The 702-nt window shown below is 35.9% G+C and carries 1 protein-coding gene; it reads right to left on the bottom strand.

The annotated features are described in order from the left end of the window. The coding region (gene tnpB / locus HZY94_RS09580) for an IS66 family insertion sequence element accessory protein TnpB (protein WP_179925937.1) at positions 1-358 on the bottom strand (358 nt) is incomplete at its 3' end. Positions 359-702 lie beyond the last annotated feature (344 nt).

The raw sequence follows: 702 nt of genomic DNA, 5'->3' as shown, positions 1-702 counted from the left end.
CGCCATTACAATTGAAATCACGACTTTTTGTGGGATTTATTTTTGGAGTAGTTGAAAAACCTTTCATGAGCCAGTCTACTTGTTCAGATGTCAAAGTGAGAATTTTCTTTTCTCCATCAGGCCAAGTTAACTTACCATTTTCAAACCGTTTATAGAGAAGCCAGAATCCTTGACCATCCCAATAAAGAGCTTTAAAGCGATCTTTTTGGCTTCCACAAAAGAGGAAGACTTGGCCTGAAAATGGATCTAGTTGGAATTGAGTTTTAATCAGGTAAGCAAGTGAGTCAATTCCTTGTCTCATATCTGTTTTCCCACAGACTAGATGAACAAGGCCTAGGTCTAGTAAATTGATTGGCATCTGTTTCCTCCGATTTTTTATCTTTTTATTAGTATATCGGATAATAGGGATTCAAGATAGATACCTCGTTATTGGACGCTTACGGTACAGTCATTAAAAAGCTACAATTATCAAATTCCATGACTATCGGTTTTCAGGAATTCCACACAACTTGCAAAAGAACCTATAAAATAAGGCTCTATAATTTCTATAGTGGGTAACGACCCAAAATAGGGATTATAGGGCTTTTTGAGGTACAAAAAAAGCCCCATATGACCTATAATGAATAGTGACCAAACCAACATTAGGAGAATCATATGGAACTTATTTATAATACCACAGAATTACTCGGAATTACAGATAGA

This window comes from Streptococcus danieliae (genome assembly GCF_013415245.1).
Classification (GTDB): Bacteria; Bacillota; Bacilli; order Lactobacillales; family Streptococcaceae; genus Streptococcus; species Streptococcus danieliae_A.
This window is presented reverse-complemented; position numbering and strand designations above follow the sequence as displayed.